Annotated in this window: 21 protein-coding genes and 1 tRNA gene; 14 read left to right on the top strand and 8 right to left on the bottom strand. The window is 39.8% G+C overall.

The genetic code is table 11. The features are described from left to right. The 13 genes from QZ735_RS15990 to deoD all read left to right on the top strand — a co-directional run. Positions 1-1712, top strand: a 1712-nt coding sequence (locus tag QZ735_RS15990; protein WP_294250422.1) for a hypothetical protein, incomplete at its 5' end; no start/stop codon positions are given. After that, positions 1702-2091, top strand: a complete 390-nt coding sequence (locus QZ735_RS15985) for a hypothetical protein (protein ID WP_294250420.1) — start codon at positions 1702-1704, stop codon at positions 2089-2091. The genes QZ735_RS15990 and QZ735_RS15985, both read left to right, overlap by 11 nt. A 247-nt stretch (positions 2092-2338) precedes the next feature. Next, the gene (locus QZ735_RS15980) at positions 2339-3037 is read left to right on the top strand and encodes a hypothetical protein (protein ID WP_294250418.1); all 699 of its coding nucleotides are present in this window, start codon (positions 2339-2341) and stop codon (positions 3035-3037) included. 5 nt (positions 3038-3042) lie between these two features. Next, positions 3043-3477: a hypothetical protein gene (locus QZ735_RS15975; protein WP_294250416.1), complete on the top strand. Its 435-nt coding sequence runs from the start codon at positions 3043-3045 to the stop codon at positions 3475-3477. A 110-nt stretch (positions 3478-3587) separates the two neighbouring features. Beyond that, positions 3588-3926 carry a hypothetical protein gene (locus tag QZ735_RS15970; RefSeq protein ID WP_294250414.1) on the top strand — a complete coding sequence of 113 codons (339 nt, stop codon included), beginning with the start codon at positions 3588-3590 and terminating at the stop codon, positions 3924-3926. After that, entirely contained in the window at positions 3908-4297 is a 390-nt protein-coding gene (locus tag QZ735_RS15965; protein ID WP_294250411.1) for a hypothetical protein, read from the top strand. The genes QZ735_RS15970 and QZ735_RS15965 overlap by 19 nt, the downstream gene beginning before the upstream one ends. 10 nt (positions 4298-4307) lie before the next feature. Then, positions 4308-4712: a hypothetical protein gene (locus QZ735_RS15960; protein WP_294250408.1), complete on the top strand. Its 405-nt coding sequence runs from the start codon at positions 4308-4310 to the stop codon at positions 4710-4712. A gap of 64 nt (positions 4713-4776) precedes the next feature. Continuing rightward, a complete protein-coding gene (locus QZ735_RS15955) occupies positions 4777-5370 on the top strand; it encodes a hypothetical protein (RefSeq protein ID WP_294250404.1) in 594 nt (197 codons plus the stop codon). A gap of 172 nt (positions 5371-5542) precedes the next feature. Next, positions 5543-6115 carry a hypothetical protein gene (locus QZ735_RS15950; protein ID WP_294250398.1) on the top strand — a complete coding sequence of 191 codons (573 nt, stop codon included), beginning with the start codon at positions 5543-5545 and terminating at the stop codon, positions 6113-6115. A 58-nt stretch (positions 6116-6173) separates the two neighbouring features. After that, positions 6174-6473, top strand: a complete 300-nt coding sequence (locus tag QZ735_RS15945; RefSeq protein WP_294250395.1) for a hypothetical protein — start codon at positions 6174-6176, stop codon at positions 6471-6473. Positions 6474-6932: 459 nt separating this feature from the next. After that, on the top strand, positions 6933-7226 hold the full coding sequence (locus tag QZ735_RS15940) for a hypothetical protein (protein ID WP_294250392.1): 294 nt from the start codon (positions 6933-6935) through the stop codon (positions 7224-7226). A gap of 434 nt (positions 7227-7660) precedes the next feature. Next, positions 7661-7993, top strand: coding sequence for a DUF6150 family protein (locus QZ735_RS15935; protein WP_294250389.1), 333 nt, complete (start codon positions 7661-7663; stop codon positions 7991-7993). A 52-nt stretch (positions 7994-8045) separates the two neighbouring features. After that, positions 8046-8756 carry a purine-nucleoside phosphorylase gene (gene deoD, locus QZ735_RS15930; RefSeq protein ID WP_294250385.1) on the top strand — a complete coding sequence of 237 codons (711 nt, stop codon included), beginning with the start codon at positions 8046-8048 and terminating at the stop codon, positions 8754-8756. A gap of 40 nt (positions 8757-8796) precedes the next feature. Here the strand turns inward: deoD and QZ735_RS15925 are convergent, their stop codons facing one another. The 7 genes from QZ735_RS15925 to QZ735_RS15895 form a co-directional block, all read right to left on the bottom strand. Then, a complete protein-coding gene (locus QZ735_RS15925; RefSeq protein ID WP_294250382.1) occupies positions 8797-9594 on the bottom strand; it encodes a TatD family hydrolase in 798 nt (265 codons plus the stop codon). Between the two features lie 248 nt (positions 9595-9842). Further along, on the bottom strand, positions 9843-10664 hold the full coding sequence (locus QZ735_RS15920) for a Sir2 family NAD-dependent protein deacetylase (protein ID WP_294250379.1): 822 nt from the start codon (positions 10662-10664) through the stop codon (positions 9843-9845). 19 nt (positions 10665-10683) lie between these two features. Continuing rightward, positions 10684-10751, bottom strand: a tRNA-Val gene (locus QZ735_RS15915). A 113-nt stretch (positions 10752-10864) separates the two neighbouring features. After that, on the bottom strand, positions 10865-12781 hold the full coding sequence (locus QZ735_RS15910; protein WP_294250377.1) for a hypothetical protein: 1917 nt from the start codon (positions 12779-12781) through the stop codon (positions 10865-10867). Continuing rightward, positions 12768-13253 (bottom strand): hypothetical protein, encoded by a 486-nt coding sequence (locus QZ735_RS15905; RefSeq protein WP_294250374.1) that lies wholly within the window; start codon positions 13251-13253, stop codon positions 12768-12770. The genes QZ735_RS15910 and QZ735_RS15905 overlap by 14 nt, the downstream gene beginning before the upstream one ends. 149 nt (positions 13254-13402) lie before the next feature. Next, entirely contained in the window at positions 13403-14080 is a 678-nt protein-coding gene (locus QZ735_RS15900; RefSeq protein ID WP_294250368.1) for a response regulator transcription factor, read from the bottom strand. Then, on the bottom strand, positions 14070-15374 hold the full coding sequence (locus QZ735_RS15895) for a HAMP domain-containing sensor histidine kinase (protein WP_294250365.1): 1305 nt from the start codon (positions 15372-15374) through the stop codon (positions 14070-14072). The genes QZ735_RS15900 and QZ735_RS15895 overlap by 11 nt, the downstream gene beginning before the upstream one ends. 199 nt (positions 15375-15573) lie before the next feature. On the opposite strand from QZ735_RS15895, the gene QZ735_RS15890 reads away from it, so the two are divergent. Then, positions 15574-17940 (top strand): outer membrane beta-barrel family protein, encoded by a 2367-nt coding sequence (locus tag QZ735_RS15890; protein ID WP_294250363.1) that lies wholly within the window; start codon positions 15574-15576, stop codon positions 17938-17940. Between the two features lie 21 nt (positions 17941-17961). On the opposite strand, the gene QZ735_RS15885 is transcribed toward QZ735_RS15890, so the two are convergent. Further along, a partial coding sequence (locus QZ735_RS15885; RefSeq protein ID WP_294250361.1) for a hypothetical protein occupies positions 17962-18415 on the bottom strand: 454 nt, incomplete at its 5' end.

Raw genomic sequence — 18415 nt, 5'->3', positions numbered from 1 at the left:
AAGGATTTTTATGGAAGTTTTTTGACAAAGCCATTGCAAATGACAGCTTCAGCAATAAGCCATATTCCAAAGAAGAAGATATTTTCCTTAAAATTTTGCAGGCTTTGGTTTCTACAGAAGAAAATGCTGTCAAGTTTATTGAGAGATTAAGTAAAAAAGTAAGTGAACAGAATCCCCAGATGCTTTTGGAATTTTTCAACGACAGGATTCATGGAGAGAACTTCCTGGAGTTCGCAGGCATCGTAAATAAAGCATGGAGGAAAACACGTTTTGTGGATTACAGTTCAGAAACCAATCCTGAATTTGCATCTACTGACGGACCTACGCTTTTGCCTTACCATTCTGAAAAACTTGCCGGATTCTTTTTCAGTAATGTTTCGGCAAGCTTCGAAGATGGTCCCAAGAATAAAAAAGAACGGTTTTTACGGTTTAAATTTGAGACCGGAAAAACCAGAAAGGTTTCTTCAAACCTGCCGGACGGTACACCTGTGGATGTTGATGAACAAATTATTAAAGAAGTATGGTATCATCCTTTCTATCCTGTAAAAATAAAAAATACCGGTGAAGAGAATAAGGATCAGGAAACAGCGATACAGCTGGATGCCATTGTTCCGGCGTTTATGCTGTTTGCCAATGCGAATCAACAGTTTTGGCACAATGTGATCAAGTCCGGAGAATATGCACTGGATCTGGCCGTCATTGCAGGAAGCTCCGGTACGCTATCCGGAATTGCTGCCGGGGAAATCATCGGTACTCTAGCTGTTGCCCGTGGAGTGGGAGCTGTTGCAGGCGTGACCAGTTCCGTCGCCAATATAGTACTGAAATTAGCTAACGCAGAAGATTCTGTTCTCGGGCAGGCATTCTGCGAATATTTATTTTGGATAGAAATGTTATCTTTGGGCGGAGAATTTACCATTGCTATCAGAAACGGTTTGAAAAGGTCTGCTGTAAGGCTGGTAGAAAAGGAAGAGGATCTTGTTAGGCTTGAGAAACAGTTGGATGAAGCTATTGCCCGAGATGGAAATGAAATTAGAAAATTCACATCAAAAGAAAAATATGAAATTCTTGATGAAATAGAAGAAAGGGCAGAACTCAAAAAAAGTATTACTACAGAAGGTGAAGGACTACCTAAAAGGACAAGACGTTCTAATTCGAAGAATTCAATTAGAGATAAAAATATAGAGCGTTATAATGAATTTCTTGGAAAATGGTCTTTGTCTTCTATTAAGGATATACCTAAATTTGCTATAATAAAAGCAATAAAGGGATATACAAAGCATATGGATGAATTAGCTCAGCTATTAGAAGAAAATAAGGTATTTATTAGAATTGAATCTGAGGAGAATTTTTCTGGTATATTCGAAGATTTGGCAACACCGGAACAATTAGAGCAAGGAGTAGAGGGAACTACTGCGTTTGCTTATAAAAATATTATGTATTTTAATGAAGCTAATTTCCCTGATGAACTTTTAGATTTTTTATCACATGAGGCATCACACGCACGGGATTATCTTATAAAAAAAGAACTACAGTTAAAAGGCAAATCAAAAATGGAAATAGAACAAATAATAGGTAATCTTTGGGATCAAGAAGAAAGGGCTTATAGTCATCAAGTAGATTGGCAAAAGTCAACAGGTCAAAAACCGATGTTTAAAACAAAAAAAGAACAAACAAATCATATTCAAACATTATATCCTCAGCATGAAAACTAGTGAAAAAATAATAAGTGAGCTTATTAATTATGTCAATGATTCTAAGCTCCCACAATCTTTAATTACTATTGAGCAGAAATTTGGGCATGCACATCTTTCCCATATTATTGCAGAGTTATTGTTTTGGCAAAGAACTGTTTATCGAAATCCTAATTATTTACAAACATGGAATTATTTTAATAAAGACCAATTCTTTTTGAAAGAACAAGAGATAGGGAAAGATATTTATACTAGAGTTATAGCCGAAAGTTCTGATCTTAATAAAATATTCCACTTGAACGGAGATAAAATTATTTTAAATCAAAAATTATCAACAGAAGAGATAAAAATTTTCCGAAAGCTAATTAATGATTCCCTTAAAATAAACTTACGAACATAAATTTGTCTTTTTTGATAAGTAAAAGCTGTATTTGATCCTAAATTAGAATTTTTATTATCAATCGTAAGTAAGATTATTGAATATGAAGATTTAAAAGAAATGGAGTATTATATCTAAGAATACAAGACAGGAAAATATCTATAATTTTGTCTAATCATAAGCCACCTTTGGGTGGTTTTTTTTGAAGTAAGTATAAACGAAAAAGATATCTATAGGCGGAGAACTTACCATCGCCAATAGAAACGGTTTGAAAAGGTCTGCTGTAAGGCTGGTAGAAAAGGAAGAGGATCTTGTTAGGCTTGAGAAGCAGTTGGATGAGGCTGTAATTGAAGAAAATGGGGCAAAACGCAAGTTGTCAAAAAATGAGAAGGATGAAATCGTTAAAGAGTTTAATGAAAGAAGAAATTTTAAGATAGATAATTTTATAGAAAGAAATATGGCAAATGGTAAGACTATTGGAAGTATTTCTAAAGAGGTTATTATCACAGAATTACATAATATAACTAATGCAGCAACAGAAATATCAAGAGCTCTTAAAAAAGGGAAGATTAAGCTTGTAAAATTGGATGAAAAAGAATTTTTGAATGCAATAAAAATGCCTGGAGAGAAAATGGAGGATATTGAAGATCTATTAGCTTCTCAAATAGAAGATGTTATATATATAAGAAACGATAGACCCTTAGATAAAGCTTTTGGTGAAATAGTACATGAAGGGCAACATGCACTTGATGAGCTAAAAGATATTGCAGAACTAAGAGAAGAAACTAAATTAATTGTTCATGATAAAATTTCTATGAGAAACTATGTAGATAAAATGACTGATGGACAAGTTATCGAACTTAGAGCTAGAATAGTAGAAAGAGAATTTCAACAAGTAGCCAAACAAAAATTAGACTTTTCTTCCGTAGCAGAAATGATTAGTTTTATATTTAAAATATACAAATAAATAATATGAAAGCAATTATTAAAAAATTATTATTAGAAATGATATCTTTTTCAAATACTAAAAAATTAAAAAAAGATGATTCTTATATTAAAGCAGCTTATGAAAAAATTGGAAGTGAAATTATCATAAGCAGAATACAAAATTTATTAAGTTGGTTAAATCCAAGACATCACTTTTCAGACACTAATCTGGAAAAGTATATTCTCTATGAATATTTTATGGACGCAGAATTTTATAAAGAAGAAGTTTATAAAGAGTTTTACTTATTATTTAAATATTTGCCGGAATTAAAACAAATATTTGAACTGAAAGAAAAACATATTGAATTTAATTCATCTTTAAAAAAAAATGATATTCAAGAAATTTATAATTTTGTAGAAACAAATTATATTATTGATCCTAGGCGTATAACTCGTTACATAAGACCAGAAGAGAAATAAGTTTTAGTATAAAAACCGTAACCTACACGTTGCGGTTTTTTTCATGAAGAAAAAATGAAGACAAATGTTATCTTCGGGTAAAGAACCATATCATTGCTATAAAAAACGGATTGAAGCGTTCTGCAACGAAACTTGTAGAAAAAGAAGAAGACCTTGCTAAGCTTGAAAAACAATTGGATGAAGCAGTAGTTGAAGAAAATGGTACAAGAAGAAAGCTGACAAAGACGGAAAAGGAGGAGATATTAGATGAATTAGGAGAGCAAATAGAAAAAGAAAAACTTCAAAGAAAGATCGATAAAAAGTATAAAGATTTTTGTAAAAAATGGGAAAATATTTCCTTATTAAAATTAACAAAAAGTGAGATTATTGATGCTTTAGAAGGTTATACAAAGCATGGTGATGAAGTTGCAGAGCTCTTAAGAACAATAAGATGCAGTATGAATTTTTAGATGATACAGATTTTGAAGATTTATTACGAGATTATGATAATGTATTGACCGATGAGGAAATTTTTAATTCTAGAGCTGCCACATTAGGAGGAAAAACTTTTTATCGATCATCAGCATCTGTTGATGAATTTTTGACTGAAATAGTTCATGAAGGTTCTCATGTTATCGACAATATACTTAAGAAAAAAATGTTGAGAGAAGATAAAGCAAAGAAAGAAATTGATGAAATTATTGGAAATAACTGGGAGCAAGAAATTAGAGCTTATTCGCACGAAAGAGATTGGCAATTAAAAATAGGAATTACGCCTGAATATAAATCTATACAAGAAATAGAAAAACATGTTAAAGCTAAATATCCTAAACATTTATAAATAAATAATTATGAAAAATTTCACAATAATATTAGAACTTATCAATTATGATAAGAAAGAATTTCCGATTAAATTCTTAAAAAAAGCACTAGAAATTTTAGGAAAAGAAAAATTAAATATTTTAGTTGGAGATCTCTTATTTTGGCAGAAGATCATTTACACATCTCCTACTATGGCAAATAAAGGAAAAATAACTAATAAAGATTTTTATTTATTAAAAGATCACGAAATGATAGAAGGATATAAAATTTTTTTTAAAAATTGTCCTGAATTAAAAGAGTTTTTCTTGTTAAAAGAAGATAAAATTTTTCATCATCCTAATTTATCTTTAGAGGAGGTCGGCAAATTGAGAAAATTGATAAATGAAGGATATGAACTAACAATGAAAATAAATATAGGCAGTCCTAAAAAGTAAATGAATTCAAACCGCTACCTAACAGTTGCGGTTTTCATTTGGCAATTAGATTGAAATATCATCTTTGGGTGGAGAACTTACGATTGCTATCAGAAGCGGTTTGAAAAGGTCTGCTGTAAGACTGGTAGAAAAAGAAGAGGATCTTGTTAGGCTTGAGAAGCAGTTGGATGAAGCTGTAGTCGAAGAAAATGGGGCAAGAAGAAAATTAAATGATTCAGAAAAAGCTGCAATAAAGAGAGAGATTGGAAAGTTAGTTAGAGAAGGAGGTGATTATAGTTCAAAATTAGCAACACGAGTTAGCAAAGCTTTGGATAAGTCGCCAGAAGATATTAACAAATATGAAGATTTATTTAAAACTAAGGAGCATGAGTGGGGAGGCGCTTATAATAAAAGGACAAAATATAAAGACTACCATACCTCTAATCTTCCTGATCAGGTTATTTGGCCAGATAGAATTATAGAAAATTTGGAAGGCTGTATTGTTACACATAATCACCCCAATGGCTCTGGACTAAGTATTGCAGATTTAAAATTTTTTCTTAGTAATAAATTGACAGAGATTAGAGCAGTAAGGCCAGATGGAAGTGTATTTAGTCTTAAAAATGGTAAAATATTGAGTGTTGACAGCGTAAATTTTTTAATTATGAAGATGATTTAGATCTTATCCTTAAACGTATTAAAATGATTGAAAAAGATTATACAATGATGTATAAATTCTCCATAGACAATACCGAAAAGATAGATGCAAAAATGTTTAATGAAATTTTTGATTTGATAAAAGATAAAGTAACATATACACACTATGTACATTAAAAATAAAAAATAGTAAAATGGGAACAAAAATAAATTTAGATTTTTTATACTATCAGGAAAAACAAGGATTAGATTGGACAGATCCTAATATGGAGTTATATAACGAACAAGAATGGGAGTTTGATAAACAAATGAAAATTATGAATCTTAAAGATGTCATAAAAATAATTATAGAAGGGTATAATGAAAAATATCCCCAACATAAGTTTTTTAAAACATGTTTTTATGACACTAAAACAGGGATAGGAAATGGAACATATCCAGATCATTTAGGACAATATGATTATTATCAACCATCATCAAAAATGGCACGCAAAGATATAGAGCATCTTATTATGCATATAGACAAAGGAATAAAAGGAGTAGGAAATGCAAGGTATATGAAAGAATTAGAATTAGAGTTCTTTGAGCCACAAAATTTTGATATTGTTGTGAAAATTGCATTAAAAGATAAGGATTTTAGTACTTCTCATACTTCCAATTCTACTATTTATAAAGTGAAAGATTCTGCAATCTCAGAAATAGAGATAACTCCTTTAAAATTCAAATTAAGAACAAATCCTCAGAAATGGATTGCTTATTATGGATAATCTTAAACCACCTTCGGGTGGTTTTTTTGTGAAATGAGGATGGATAGAAATGTTATCTGTGGGTGGAGAACTTACCATTGCCATCAGAAGCGGTTTGAAACGGTCTGCTGTAAGACTGGTAGAGAAGGAAGAGGATTTTGTTAGGCTTGAGAAACAGTTGGATGAAGCTGTAGTTGAAGAAAATGGAAGAAAAAGAAAGCTTACGCAACAAGAAAAAGAAGAAATACTAGAGGAAGTTAAAGGAAAAACGGGAATGGCAGATAACATTCCTTTGCTTACGACAAAAAAAACAGTTAAAGAATTTAAAGAAAATTGGAAAGATTATCTAAAATTAAGATTACTCCTGAAACTGCAATGAATTATATTGACGAGGTTAGAGTTTATTTTAATCACATAATAATTACAAAGAACGGTGAAGAAATAATACATCAAGTAGCGAATGACAATTGTACTGAAGTAGTAAAAGTAATTGATCATTATTTCAGAACTGGAGAAATTAAACTGGCTAAGAGTATAGGAACTCCTTATTATACCACTTTAGTTTCATGGTTAAAACAACAACATTAAATTTAAAGCAGATTTGAAAGTATAGAAAACGCCGGTATTTTGTGGACTGATATGGTAAATAATGAAAGAGGAATATTGCTCTGTTTATCAAAGACAGTCTATGAATCTCATCATGTAGTATACGTCGTGAAAGATGCTAAGGGAAAAGTACGATTTTTAGAAGGTCAAAACTTTGGTGGAATTGTTAACCTAAAAAATGATGTTAAATTTTCTGGATTTAAATACATGAAAGTAACAAATAATTAAAACTATGCTAACAGAACAAGAAATTACTAAGATTGCTCAAGATCATATTGATAAATCCAGTAAAAAATCTGGGATTAAGCTTTCTCTTTTCAAAGAAGCTACTATTAAAAAAAGTTATGGAATGATTTTTTTCTATGTAAGCAAAAAATTTTATGATACGAGAGATGAAAAGTATAATACATTACTTGGAAATGTTCCTTTTTTAGTCAAAAATATTGATGGAGAAATTATAGAATTTGGTTCCGGCAATACCATCGAATATTATATCCAAGAATACGAAACGGGAAGATATCCTTAATTTATCTGATCATAAAAACCACCTTCGGGTGGTTTTTTTGTTAAATGAGGATGGATAGAAATGTTATCTATAGGTGAAGACTTACCGTCGCCATTAGAAACGGTTTGAAAAGGTCTTCTGTAAGGGTAGTATAAAACGAAGAGGATGTTGTTAGGCTTGAGAAGCAGTTGGATGAAGCTGTGGTAGAAGAAAATATTACCGCGCTGCCGCACGAATCCTTTTGTATGACTTTTTATTTCTTTATTAACATATAGAGATGAGTAGTAATGATCCATTCCATAATCCGGAGATCTGTTATCTTCATGGATGAAAAATATAGAAATTGTCTGTCAAAACCTACTTTAACGTTTTCATCTGCATTACGGTATCAGACTGATCTTTTATTCAACCATTCCATGTATAAATTTCCTTACCTTTATTCTTTAAACCTTCTTATGAAACATGTGATTTGTCTTTTCCTGCTGCTTTCAGGAACCGGTCTTGGTGCGCAGAAAGTTTTTGCCACGGAATATGCCAGCCAGGCGCAGGTAAAGGTATTTGTGGTGCGGTATGAGAGCCAGGCTGACCTTAAAGTTGTGAAGGTAAGGTACGACAGCCAGGCAGGGAAGAATAACGGCAAGTGGTTTTTTACGGAGTACGGAAGCCAGGCCGCAAAGAAAATATTTTTTACGGACCGCGAAAGTTCGGCCGATCTAAAAATCGTGTTCGTAGAATATGACAGCCAGGCGGGCTGGAGAAACCCGGAAAAGAAACATTTGATGGAGTAAGGGTTCCTGAACACCTGCATATTTCCTATCTTTGCCCTTTGAAAATAAAGTTATGAGTATTCACATCAGTGCAGACAAAGGGCAGATTGCCAAAGTCGTATTGCAGCCGGGAGATCCCCTCCGTGCCCAGTTTATCGCCGAAAAATATCTTGAAAATGCAGAGCTGGTCAGCAAGACCAGAGGGAATTTTTATTATACCGGATTCTATAAAGGCAAAGAAATCACGGTAGGCGCCAGCGGAATGGGCTTTCCGAGCATCGGGATCTATTCTTTTGAGCTGTTTACCGAATATGAAGTGGACACCATCATCCGGATCGGTACCTGCGGGGCCTACACTACGGACCTTCAGCTGTACGATATCCTGAACGTTGAGCAGGCGGCAAGCGAAAGCACCTATGCCCGATATGCCTGGGGAATAGAAGAGGAAATCCTTTCCCACCAGGGAAGCATTTATGATACGGTCAACCGGACCGCTGAAGAACTTTCACTGCCTGTAAAAGCCATCAATGTTCACAGCAGTGATATTTTTTACCGCAAAGATCCGGCCGTTCCGGCCATTGCCACAAAATATAGCTGCCCGGCAGTTGAAATGGAAGCCTTCGGGTTATTTGCCAACGCCCGGCATCTCGGCAAAAATGCCGCCACCATCCTTACCGTTACCGATATCATCCCTACCCACGAAAAAATCTCCGCTTCCGAAAGGGAAAGGGCTTTAAAACCGATGATGGAGCTGGCGCTGGAATCGGCGATTAAAGGATTGTAAAGTTGTGTCATTTGATGTCGCGGATTTTAAATCCGCGACGTCAATCCGCGACATCGATCCCAAAAAACTTCCTCGCCGTTTCTGTGGTTTCGGCAGCTACTCCGGAGATACTGATGTTTTTCATGGCGGCAACCGTACCGGCAACATAAGGCAGGAAAGACGGTTCATTCCTCCGGTTCTGCATCCGCGGCAGGTTCTTCGGGAGCATGAAGGGAGCATCGGTTTCAATCATCATCCGGTCCAGGGGAACATAGCGGACCACTTCCTCCAGATGGCCGAACCGGTTACTGTCACTGATGGCACCGGTAAATCCTAAATAAAAGCCTTTATCCAGATACAATTTCGCTTCCTGCAAAGTCCCTGTAAAGCAATGGATCACTGCTTTCGGGAGCCTGGATAAATAATCATCCGTAATTTCATTGAACCTTCTGAAAGCGGATCTTTCATGAAGGAACAACGGCTTGCCAACCTCAGCAGCCAGTTCCAGCTGGGCACGGTAGCACTTTTCCTGAGCCGGCCTGGGTGAAAAATCCCGGTCGAAATCCAGTCCGCATTCACCTACCGAAACTACATGTTCCTGCCGGAGCAGCCTTCTGAGTTCCGGGATATTCTCCTGATGGAAAGACCGGGCATCATGCGGATGGATCCCGGCTGTTGAAAATAAAATACCGGGATAATCTGCTGCCATGGCAGCAGATTCCCGGCTTCCGCGGAGGCTTGTTCCGGTAAGGATCATCTGTTCCACGCCGTTGTCCAGCGCCCGGTTGATGATTTCTTCCTGTTCGTTATGAAATTGTTTGTTGGTCAGATTAATACCGATATCGATTAAAAGTTTCATTGTTATGGAGGTTGTTACGGTTATTATATTCATTAAAAACGGAAACAGGCAGGATTCGAACCTGTAACTTTCCTGTAGCTGGAAGGTTTTTCCGTTAAATTACCGTTTCTTTTTTTGTATTATTTTTACTGTTTTTCACAATTTACTTCAGTGCAGTTGGCTGCTGTATATCAGCATAAAAGTTGCTTTTATTGCACTGTGCTGTCGCGGATTTCAAATCCGTGACATCAATTCATCAGAAACTGCTGTTATATGATTTCTTCAATCATGCGCTGTAATGCCGGAAGTGCTGTAGAACTGCTTTCCCGTATGGTATGAATTGTTTTGCTTCCTTTCATGATACGATCAAAGTACGTATCTTTTTCCGGGTTGATGAGGACAATCCACCGGGCTCTGATTTTTACGGTTTCCACAATGTTTACCGGCAGGGCGGTTGATCCGGAAGTTCCGATTACGAAAAGCAGGTCCGTATGGTCGGCAATATCGTAGGCTGTATCCAGATGGTAATTCTTTTCATTATAGCTTTCATCAAACCAAAGGGTATTGGGACGGAGCCAGTTTCCGCATTGGGTGCATTTCAGATGGTCAATGTCCTCCGGGGTCAGATCTTCGGTATATTCTTTGGACGGAACATCTTCCGGAAAATCAAACGGCTCGCTGCATTCTCCGGAACAGCGGACTTTGTGCTTGCTTCCATGAATTTCGTATACTCTTTTTGTCCCGGCTTCCTGATGGAGACCGTCTACATTCTGTGTAATCAGCCGGAATCTGTCTCCGAGCAACGACTCAATTTCCGTAATCGCGAGATGTCCGGGATTAGGCTTTGCGCTGTCAATCATTTTTTTCCAGAATAAATTATACTGCCAGACCTCTTCCTGGTTCTGACTGAAGTACCGGTAGGTTCCGAATTCTTCCGGGCGGTGGTATTTCGTTCCCTTGATCCAGATTCCGTCGATGGAACGGTAAGTAGGAAGACCGCTTTCCGCAGAAATTCCGGCTCCGGTAAGGAACGTGATATATCCGTGTTGTTCTGTTACTATTTTTTGTAAAATTATTTTTAATGCTTCCATGGTTTTTTTGATTAAAAACAGAAACAGGCAGGATTGAACCTGCAACTTTCCTGGGTATGGAATGTTTTTCCGTTAAACCACTGTTTCTTTTTTGTTAATGGTAATGCCTTGTCAATGAGGCTGTTTTAAATGCTGTCTGAGCTGTAAATCACTACCAAAGGTACCTTTATAGTACTGTGCTGTCAATATGACATCCGTTATCAGCTTTCCGCTACCAGCAGGCTGAAATACTCGGATGCAGTCAGTGGCCGGGTATTTCCCTGCGGAAACACTTCTCTTTCCAGTTCGCAGATCAGCAGGTCGCCCTGTCTTTTGAGGCACCGGATATGCGGAATGAGATTTTCATGGATCCTGAACGTTGAGGCTATTGCCGTTAAGGCATTGTCTTTATACTGCGGCTCGATCCACAGCCAGTGCTCTTTGCGCGTGGACGGGCACCAGCATTTTACGGCATAGGAATTCGGATCCTGTCTCCACGAATGAATCCCGAGCTTGGTGTTTTCCACGGCATGAACTTCATAACGGTTGATTTTTTTTACCGTTGAGGCATTTCCACTTCTGTCATACTGAAGGTGCCGGACCGGAATTTCCGCTCCATTGATCTTCATGGCACCGAGCTTCTCCATCAGCAACTCGACACCGGTGTACCTGAAACAGAAGCGCCTGAACTCGTGGTGATGAGAAGTGAAAAAATCCTCAAAAGCAATGGCTTCCGTTGTATTCCAGAGTTTTTCTATTTTCTTTACTACTTTCAGGAAATGGGGTGAACGATAATTCGTCCATTCCCGTTCATATTCCCGGGTCATGAAATTACGGAAGCTGCTGTGCCTGAGCTTAAGTACGGAAACCAGTTTTTCAAGGGGGAAAATATTCCATTGATGCAGATGATTCAGAGGGGATCCTGAAATCACACACTTACTTTTAGTGACATGAATGTTCTCATTTACCTTAAAATAAATCTGGTGGGCAAGGTCTGCATAACCTTCATTTTCGTCATAGAGATAATGGTTTACTTCCTTTAATGCAGGCAAAGCAGAACCTTTCTGCCGGGGATTCGTAAAATAATTCAGGTATTCCAACGGCCGGAAATGGACGGTACCGTTGAATTCCAGCTTCTGACGGATTTTTTTCAGATGGTCGAACTCCTGATACTTTCCCATGATGAGAGTTCCTGCTTCGGTCAGGTTTCTGGCAAAAGTGCAGTCAGCCTCAAAATTTCCGGTTACGGTCTGCAGCATATCCAGGTAACAGGTCTCGGAACCCTGGTTCCGGAAGTTTCCGTGAATTTCGTTGAGCATAGGGAAGGAAGCACTGCTGTTCCGGTTGATCATGATGCTGCCTGCTGTTTCCAGTGCCGGAAAGTTAGCATGAGAGCCGTTCTTCAGATATATTTTTCCCATGACGTTTTTCAGTTCCGGAAACAGGATTTTTGCCTTTTCAAACTTTATATTTCCTTTAATTTTTTTCAGCACCGGGAAATGATGGGCAAATATATAGGCTGACGGCAGCCGCCTCTCTATATTCAACGTCCCGACGAGGGTTTCCAGGTTTGGAAAAGAGACGTTATGACCGGAAATTGTAAGAATTCCCATGATTTTCCGGTGCGGGATAATCAGGTCGTTCCCGAATACGTCAATGTTGAAAATACCGTCTTCAGGCAGCCGGTCCACTTCGTACTGGTAGCTGACAGGAATAACGGTCCGGCATGCTGCCAGCCTTTTTCCTCTGGCATATACGGCTGCCTTCTTCACGCTGACGCGGCCACCGAGCGTCATTAAGTTTTTAAAGCTGAAATCAACGGTGGATTTCAGTCGGCCTTCTACTTTCTCAAGCCTGTCCAGTACGGCGGTGCGGTGCAGGGTAAGATTGCCTTCCACGGTTTCCAATTCAGGCAGCGTGCAGCCCGATGCATCCACAGACAGGTTTCCCGTAATTCTTACAAGTGCAGGGAAATGACAGTTTTCTCCGCGCAACAGCAGATCTCCGTTTACTTCAGTACAATGGAAGGCCGTGTTTTTTGCATAGATTTCAACGGATGGATATTTGCCGGAATCGATACTGTCCAGGTCTTTTTCCGAAAAGATCTTACATCTTCTTAAGTTGTCAGTCGTATGCATTTTCTGTCAGATTGGTAATTGGGTTATATTCCTGCTGTATGTATTTCACAAAACAGCCTTCTCCGATCCGGAGCATCCGGTGTTCATGGTGGATAACGAAGGCGTCTCCGGAAATGGATACGGTCTCCGTACTGCCGTCCCGCCTGAGTATTTTGTATTCCTGTACTTTCAGCACATGGGGGTTGCCGGTCTTTTCCAAATGGTATTCCCGGTAATTTTCCGCAGGTTCCGTCAGGTTTGCTATTTCCCTTTTGCCGGTGACCTGTTTTATGGTTTCTATTGAGTCAACCGCATTTCCTTTGATGCCGGTATCTGTGGTGATTCGCTTTTCCTGTTCATATACCGGTATTTCTGTATGGTTTGTGACAGATGTCGTGGATTTCAAATCCGCGATGTCAACGCGCTGCGGCATCAGAACCGAAGCACGGGCTTTATCAGCAATTCCCAAAAAAAGAAGTAATTTCCTTAACATGATACTTTGTTTAAATTAAAACAGATATGACAGACGTCGCGGATTGATGTCGCGGATTGATGTCGCGGATTTGAAATCCGTGACATTAATATAAATTCATATACAAAATTATTCAGGTGGTACGCAATGTTTTTACGCAGCATAAAAAATCAGTCCGGGAATTCCACACTGAATCCGATACCCCGGACAGCGTCAAACCGGATCCTCTTGTCCTGACGGAAGTATTTTCTGAGGCGGGTCATGAAAACATCCAGGCTTCTTCCCAAGAAATAATCATTTTCACCCCACAGGGTTTCCAGGATGTCTTTCCGGTTGAGGATCTTATGGTTGTTCTTTGCAAGCAGCAACAGCAGCTCGGCTTCTTTTTCGGTCAGCTGGATGGCTTCCTCCCTGAATATAATCCTGAACTGCGAAGGGATAAACGAATAATCACCCATCCTGATGACGGCCTGCACCGAATCCTGCCGTCGCCGGAGGATATTTTTTATCCTCAGGATCAGCTCTTCCGGTTCGCATGGTTTGGTGATGTAATCGTCGGCTCCCAGTTTCAGGCCCAGGATCCGGTCGATGCCCTGTCCCTTAGCCGTTAAAAACAGGAAAGGGATGGTTGAGATCTTGCGGATTTCCCTGGAAAGCTCAAACCCATCGATGCCGGGAAGCATTACATCAAGGATCGCCAGTTGGTAAGCGTCGATGATTTTTCGGTCATTCAGGATTTCTGCAGGATCTGAAATCCACCGGACCTCAAAATCCGAAAATTCCAGGTACTGCTTCAGGACCATCCCTAGGTCCGGATCATCTTCCACCAGTACAATTTTAGGCTTCATAGGGCATGGTGATGTTAAATGAGACTCCTTTGTCCCGGGAGCATACGCTGATATGGCCTTTGTGTTTGTCCACTATGTTTTTTACCAGGAAAAGTCCGACCCCAAGCCCGCTGACATATCGGTTTTCATTACGGGTAATACGGTAATACTTATCAAAAATATAAGGCTTCTCTTTTTCCGGAATCCCGGTTCCGTTGTCGGAAACTTCTATTTCAATATTCTTATTCATCATAACAGAGATTTCAATCTCATCTGCCCCGTATTTGGAGGAATTGTCTATCAGATTATCCATTATCTGACCGAAATCGCGGCGGGACAGGAAGCTATTCGCGGAAAATACAATATGGACTTTGAAAATGACGGCATCAAACCGTTTTCTGACCTCCGAAAAATAAGCCGTAAGATCACTTTCATTCATCAGCACATCGCCGCCTTCATAGGTATGGATGGAGGAGACAATATTTTCCAGGCGCCTGATCTGCCGCTCCAGTAACGCCCGGGCTGCCGGGTCTGCAGACTGTGCCACAGAGAATTTCAGCGTAGTGATCGGGGTATTCAGTTCATGGGCTATGGAATCGATGGTGGTGTGCAGCTGGGCTGTTTTCTGTTCCTGTCGGCTGAGGTTCCGGATGCTTTTATAGAACAGGATGATGATCAGGATAATAATCAGCAGGCTGATGATCATCAGCGGAATGATCTTTTTGAACACCAGGCTCCGGATATTGAGCAGCTGGAAAGTCAGTTTCGATTTTACCAGATAATAATTCCTTTCATTCACGTTCCGGTCTGTGTCCTTATTGGTTTGCCGGCTGGTCCATTTTCCCTCCTGTACCACCATAGGCCTGTCCATGTCCTTTAGCGTGCGGTAAAGAATAATGGAACGCTTTTCCGGCAGCAGCTCCTGTTTCCGGATGTCATCGAATACCGAATATATTTCGTTCCGCATGGCAATCTGAAACCCGGAGTTTCCGGTATTCTGCTTCAGCAGTTCTTCCAGCTCTCTGCTATAGGCCGCTTCCGAACGGTACAGTTTTTCCGGATGGGTGATCTTTTCTTTCTGGATGGTGATTCCTTTTTTCAGTTTTTCAAAGTCACCTACCAGTTTGTCTTCACTGATGGACGTTTCGGAATCTTCTATCATCTGCTGGGTTTTTTCTGCAATGATCTTCGCCTGTTTGTTGAGCTCTTTCTCTTCCAGCCGGTAGGAGTTGTACAGATAGTAGCCTTGCAGCACAACCAGCACCAGCAGGCTGAAGGTGAACAGAATAACGGTAGCATTTCTCTTACGGTTCATTATATCGATGTCTCAGATTGATGTCTCAGATTGATGTCGCGGATTGATGTCGCGGATTTTAAATCCGCGACGTCATCATCATCATAATCATTCAAAAATACAATCAATTTTCTTGTAAAATGATCATTAACCTTCCATTAACCGTTCGTTAACAAAACTTCCCCGTGTTTCATCTCAATTTTGAAGAAAATTACTGAAAATGAAAACATCAAAATCAAAAGCCTTTACTGCTGTTCTGTTTATGATTCCTGTTTTTTTATGGAGCCAGCTCATCAAAGGACATCTGGAAAATGAGAACCGGGAACCGGTATCCGGAGCTGCCGTTACAGCCGGCGGAGCCGGAACAGCCGTTTATTCCGATCCTCAGGGAAATTTTAATCTTGAGGGAAGTCTTCGTTTTCCTGTAACCCTGAACATCAGCAAAACCGGATACCGGGAATATGAGATCATCCTTGAAAACAGCGAACCCTTGCAGATCGTCCTGAAAAAAGATTCGGTGAAGGATATCGAAAAGGTAACGGTAACAGCCAGAAAACCGGTGCTGAAAAGAAAAATAGACCGTTTGGAATTTACTGTTGATAAAACACCGCTGCAAAACCTCAATGCCTGGGACATTCTCAAAAGTACACCAAATGTCCTGGTAAAAAACGAAGAGCTGAGCGTACGTGGAAATTCACAGATTATCGTTACCATCAACGACCGGAAAACACTCATGACCCGTGAACAGCTGAAGCAGCTGCTCGAAAATACCGACGGCAACAATGTCTCTTCCGTGGAAGTCATTACCAATCCGCCGGCAAAATATGAGGCGCAGGGCAGTGCCATCATCAATATTAAAATGAAGCAGAATGTGCTTTCCGGTTATAAAGGCAGGATTTCCACACGGTATACCCAAGCAACCTATGCCAGAGGACTCATAGGAACTTCCCAGTCGTACAATACGGATAAATGGCAGCTGACGGGAAATTACAACTTCTCAACCGGCGATTTTGTGCGCTACAACTTTGATGTCGTAACTTTTGACCAGGATAAAACCCGCTGGGAAAGCGATATGGTGAGGAAAACAAACGCCCATGAGCAGCACAGCTACAATTTCTCCGGGCAGTATGCGGCAGACAGCCTCTCTGCCGTCCAGTTCGGATTTGACGGGAGCAACGCGCCGAATAACAACGGGCATTACCTGGTTCCGACCCGTATTTTTAATACAGATACCGATCAACAGCAATCCTTTTACCTGACCTCCAATAGAAGACGTCTGTATAACAATAACTTCAATGCCTATCTCACTTACGATAAGAAGCTGGGAAAAAATACCCTCACCTGGACCCATAATTTCAGCATCAAACATTTTAAAGAAGGCCAGGAAGTGGAAACCCTGCTGGATTTTGAAGGCCGGCCGGAAAGCCGGAACCGGTTTGCCAATAATAGCGCACAGGATATTTCGCTCTATGCCACGCAGCTGGATCACCGCTATGCGGATGGGAAGCTGATCCTGGAAAGCGGACTGAAATACAGTTTCGTAAAGAACCTGAACAACCTGGATTTCTTTGACGGTACTCCCGGAACATGGGTTCGGGATCCGTTAAAAAGCAACCGGTTCGGTTACCGGGAAAACATTTTTGCAGCTTATCTCTCTTCCGAATACAAGTGGGAGAAATGGGAGCTCAAAGCCGGCCTGCGCTCTGAAACCACGCTGATCCGTACGGAATCTGATAATCCTGCGGTAGAAAACAGGACAGCCAGAACCGGAATCTTTCCTACGCTTTATTTAATGTACAACCTGAAGGAAGGGGAGCAGCTGGGGTTTTCTTACGGGAAAAGAATCGACAGGCCCAATTATGATTTCCTTAATCCCTCGAAATCTTATTATAACCTCTATTCCTATTTTCAGGGGGATGCCAATCTGAAATCAACAATAATCCATAACCTCAGCCTGAACTATACTTTGAAAGACTGGAACTTCGAAGCCTATTTCAGCTATATCAAAGATCCATCCATGGAAATCTCCATCCAGGATCCGCAGACTTTTGAGACGGTATATCATTATACCAACATTGACCATAGCAAAAACATGGGCCTCAACTTTTCAAAAAGCTTTTCCCTGAAGCCGTTCTGGAAGCTGAATTTTTTTGCAATGGGGGAATATCAGGAAAATTATTTCTTCGGAACTGACAGCCTGCTTTATAAAAATGAAGTTTTTTTCTACAATACCAACGTCTCTACCCAGATTACGCTCGATAAGGCTAAAACCTGGGATCTTAATGTATCGTATGTCTATAATTCAAAAACCATCCAGGGATCTTTTGACATCAGTGCTTCCCAGAAAACCAGTGTGATCATCAATAAAAAAATGTTGGATAAACGCCTTGAAGCCGGACTGGTCTTCAACGATATCTTCCGTACGGACAAGAATACCATTTCCACCAGGTATGCCGACCAGAACCAGTATTTTAAAGATTACAGGGACACAAGGTATATCATGGTCAACCTGAAATATAATTTCGGGAACCAGAAGGTGAAGGATGCCAAAGCCGCCAGGAAAACCAGCGAACAGGGCAGGCTGTAAGATGTCGCATGACGTCATATGCTATATAAACTTTTCCAGAAACCCGATCAGCCGCTTCCCGCCCTGGCTCCACCGGATCCCGTGGCCTTCCTTTTCCCGGACTTCAAAAACAGGCCCGTGCCGGTAGTGGAAAAAAACGTTCCACCAGGTGGGGTGGTCCAGGATGTAGGAAATTTTTTCCATGACTTTCTGTTGTTTCCGGAGATTATTGCCGGTGATCTCACCCCAGAACCGGTCATCCGTTCGGCCTGCATGTTTTTCCCAGGCGCGCTGGGACATGGTGATCTCGCTGTTGAAAGGCTGTTCACAGGCTTCCGTCAGGACGCAACGGAGGGGCGGGATGGCCTGTTCGTTGCGGAGGCTGGCAGAAGTCAGCCGCTGTCCCAGGATATCCAGCCAATATTCAAAAGGAATGGCCTGAAGCTGAGAAGCTTTGGCTTGATCAGAACTGTCGTTTTCAAAAATGCGGATAAAA

Origin of the sequence: uncultured Chryseobacterium sp., from assembly GCF_913776365.1 — a bacterium.
GTDB lineage: Bacteria > Bacteroidota > Bacteroidia > Flavobacteriales > Weeksellaceae > Chryseobacterium.
Note: the sequence above shows the minus strand (reverse complement) of the source record. Positions and strands in the feature narration are given on the sequence as shown.

Bases quoted from the DNA above. Each gene is read 5' to 3' on its own strand.
- QZ735_RS15985 (WP_294250420.1), top strand. From the start codon at position 1,702: ATGAAAACTAGTGAAAAAATAATAAGTGAGCTTATTAATTATGTCAAT.
- QZ735_RS15975 (WP_294250416.1), top strand. From the start codon at position 3,043: ATGAAAGCAATTATTAAAAAATTATTATTAGAAATGATATCTTTTTCA.
- QZ735_RS15965 (WP_294250411.1), top strand. From the start codon at position 3,908: ATGCAGTATGAATTTTTAGATGATACAGATTTTGAAGATTTATTACGA.
- QZ735_RS15960 (WP_294250408.1), top strand. From the start codon at position 4,308: ATGAAAAATTTCACAATAATATTAGAACTTATCAATTATGATAAGAAA.
- QZ735_RS15950 (WP_294250398.1), top strand. From the start codon at position 5,543: ATGGGAACAAAAATAAATTTAGATTTTTTATACTATCAGGAAAAACAA.
- QZ735_RS15940 (WP_294250392.1), top strand. From the start codon at position 6,933: ATGCTAACAGAACAAGAAATTACTAAGATTGCTCAAGATCATATTGAT.
- QZ735_RS15935 (WP_294250389.1), top strand. From the start codon at position 7,661: ATGAAACATGTGATTTGTCTTTTCCTGCTGCTTTCAGGAACCGGTCTT.
- deoD (WP_294250385.1), top strand. From the start codon at position 8,046: ATGAGTATTCACATCAGTGCAGACAAAGGGCAGATTGCCAAAGTCGTA.
- QZ735_RS15925 (WP_294250382.1), bottom strand. From the start codon at position 9,594: ATGAAACTTTTAATCGATATCGGTATTAATCTGACCAACAAACAATTT.
- QZ735_RS15920 (WP_294250379.1), bottom strand. From the start codon at position 10,664: ATGGAAGCATTAAAAATAATTTTACAAAAAATAGTAACAGAACAACAC.
- QZ735_RS15910 (WP_294250377.1), bottom strand. From the start codon at position 12,781: ATGCATACGACTGACAACTTAAGAAGATGTAAGATCTTTTCGGAAAAA.
- QZ735_RS15905 (WP_294250374.1), bottom strand. From the start codon at position 13,253: ATGTTAAGGAAATTACTTCTTTTTTTGGGAATTGCTGATAAAGCCCGT.
- QZ735_RS15900 (WP_294250368.1), bottom strand. From the start codon at position 14,080: ATGAAGCCTAAAATTGTACTGGTGGAAGATGATCCGGACCTAGGGATG.
- QZ735_RS15895 (WP_294250365.1), bottom strand. From the start codon at position 15,374: ATGAACCGTAAGAGAAATGCTACCGTTATTCTGTTCACCTTCAGCCTG.
- QZ735_RS15890 (WP_294250363.1), top strand. From the start codon at position 15,574: ATGAAAACATCAAAATCAAAAGCCTTTACTGCTGTTCTGTTTATGATT.